At 44.2% G+C, this 326-nt stretch carries 2 tRNA genes; both read left to right on the top strand.

The features are described 5' to 3' along the window. Positions 1 to 3 precede the first annotated feature (3 nt). A tRNA-Arg gene (locus ACI3E5_RS17630) sits at positions 4 to 77 on the top strand. A gap of 30 nt (positions 78 to 107) precedes the next feature. Then, positions 108 to 181 (top strand) — tRNA-Pro (locus tag ACI3E5_RS17625). The last annotated feature ends 145 nt before the right edge of the window (positions 182 to 326 follow it).

Raw genomic sequence — 326 nt, 5'->3', positions numbered from 1 at the left:
TATGCGCCCATAGCTCAATTGGATAGAGTGTTTGACTACGGATCAAAAGGTTAGGGGTTCGACTCCTCTTGGGCGCGTAGTCTTTTTATTTGTTTCATTTTTATTATCGGGAAGTAGCTCAGCTTGGTAGAGCACTTGGTTTGGGACCAAGGGGTCGCAGGTTCGAATCCTGTCTTCCCGATTTTTTGATGCCTGAAGCATTCGCTTCAGGCTTTTTTGTGTTTTCAGCCAGTGAGAAGACCTGAAAATATGGGCTCTTTGTCAATAAGGACTGATGAGTTGTGTAAAATCAAATCTGGGTCAGAATGAACCACATTCTGGCTCAG

The sequence above is a fragment of the Candidatus Enterococcus avicola genome, assembly GCF_047470845.1.
In the GTDB taxonomy this organism is placed as follows: domain Bacteria; phylum Bacillota; class Bacilli; order Lactobacillales; family Enterococcaceae; genus Enterococcus_D; species Enterococcus_D casseliflavus.
The sequence above is the reverse complement of the archived record's forward strand: the minus strand, read 5'-3'. Positions and strand labels throughout refer to the sequence as shown.